1 protein-coding gene is annotated in these 1442 nt (G+C 29.4%); it reads left to right on the top strand.

The features are described from left to right. Nucleotides 1-944: 944 nt before the first annotated feature. A complete protein-coding gene (locus tag ACH8JV_RS19405; RefSeq protein WP_396523276.1) occupies nucleotides 945-1355 on the top strand; it encodes an NTF2 fold immunity protein in 411 nt (136 codons plus the stop codon). Nucleotides 1356-1442: the final 87 nt, after the last annotated feature.

The raw sequence follows: 1442 nt of genomic DNA on the forward strand, positions 1-1442 counted from the left end.
TTTTAGATTGGAAAGAAGGTCAGAAAAAAGAAGAAATCATGAATATAATTGAATTAAGGATTTTTGATTATATATGTGGAAATATGTAGTTTTATATTAATTGTTTTTAAAGCTGAATAAAAAAGATTGCTTATAAAAGAGAAGGTGACTTAGCGCGTCGTATTTAAAAGCGAAGTAAATGTCACCATTTTAGCACTGAGTGTGGTAGTAATAAGCTTGATTATTAACCGATAAAGCAACTGATTAAATACTACATCTAAGAAAAAGACAGTTCTTTCGTGATGCTAAAAGCTGTTTAAATTGTACCAGACCCTATATTGGTTATACCTTATAATAAACAACTGCGCGCCGCTTTTGAAAACTGAAAGGCAGAGTAAAGAATTTGACAATTTGTGATTCTATCACTTTGACCACTTAGACGTGCTGCAGGAAATTACTGCTCATATAGGTTGAATTATGTGGATAGCTGAATATAAGGTATAGGGTGAGCTCATGTCCGCAAAATAAGGCTTTTGCATAAGTTCAAGACGAGAGCTAGGCTCGAAGCGTCAAAGTGGAAAGAACAAAATCTAATTCCTTCAAAAAATGTAATTACTTTAAATGATATCGGTTTTCAATGTCTGTATTTTGATGAAGAGGCTGGACTACATTACAACCGTATTAAAGAGTGATTTAAATACATGAACTAGCACAAATACTAGTTCAATTGTTGAAGTAAGAAGAATGGGAAATTGTAATAAGGTAAAAGTTAGTTACTTATTAGTTAGATGATTAGAGAAAAGTGTTGGATTGGTCAAGTATTCCCACAAACTTTTGGGATAAATATGGGAACTTACGCATTTATAAAGGAAGTAATAAAAGATATTGAAGCTAAATAAATCGGAAGGTAAAATAAATACTTATCCTTTCACTAATTCAAGCCTGTATAAATAAAGGTAAATATTATGAGTAAAAAAGCAAAATTAGTATTAGAAACTTTTATTAATCAAATGAAAGATTGGGAGAAGAAATGGGGGAATGTTTTAGAAAAAAATTCTGATCTCATTTTTAATGAGAAAGTAATGGAAACTCGGTTAAATGAATTGGTAATGATCCAGAATGAATACTTGTCAGATAAAGCACTATCCTTAAGACAAGACAGACGGATTACACTAACTTTTAGTATTCCTCCGGAGTATGAACAAGTCATATCAAAAGAAAATATTTTAAATGAAAAAAAAATTGAGTTTTATATAAAAAATAATAAAGGTGAAGAATGTAGAGTTTACGTATTGATTTATGAGAATAATAACTGGAAAATTGATATTATGAAAATTGATTCATTAGATTGGAAGTCTAGTCGACAAATATTTTAATAAATAAAATATTTGAAAAAGAAGGGCTTAAAGCTTTCAATTTTTGATTTTGTAGAAAAACTTTAATAGAGTAGGCAAAAAGAGAGA

The sequence above is a fragment of the Acinetobacter sp. ABJ_C5_2 genome (assembly GCF_044538485.1).
GTDB classification, from domain to species: Bacteria; Pseudomonadota; Gammaproteobacteria; order Pseudomonadales; family Moraxellaceae; genus Acinetobacter; species Acinetobacter nosocomialis_A.

Bases quoted from the DNA above. Each gene is read 5' to 3' on its own strand.
- ACH8JV_RS19405 (WP_396523276.1), top strand. From the start codon at position 945: ATGAGTAAAAAAGCAAAATTAGTATTAGAAACTTTTATTAATCAAATG.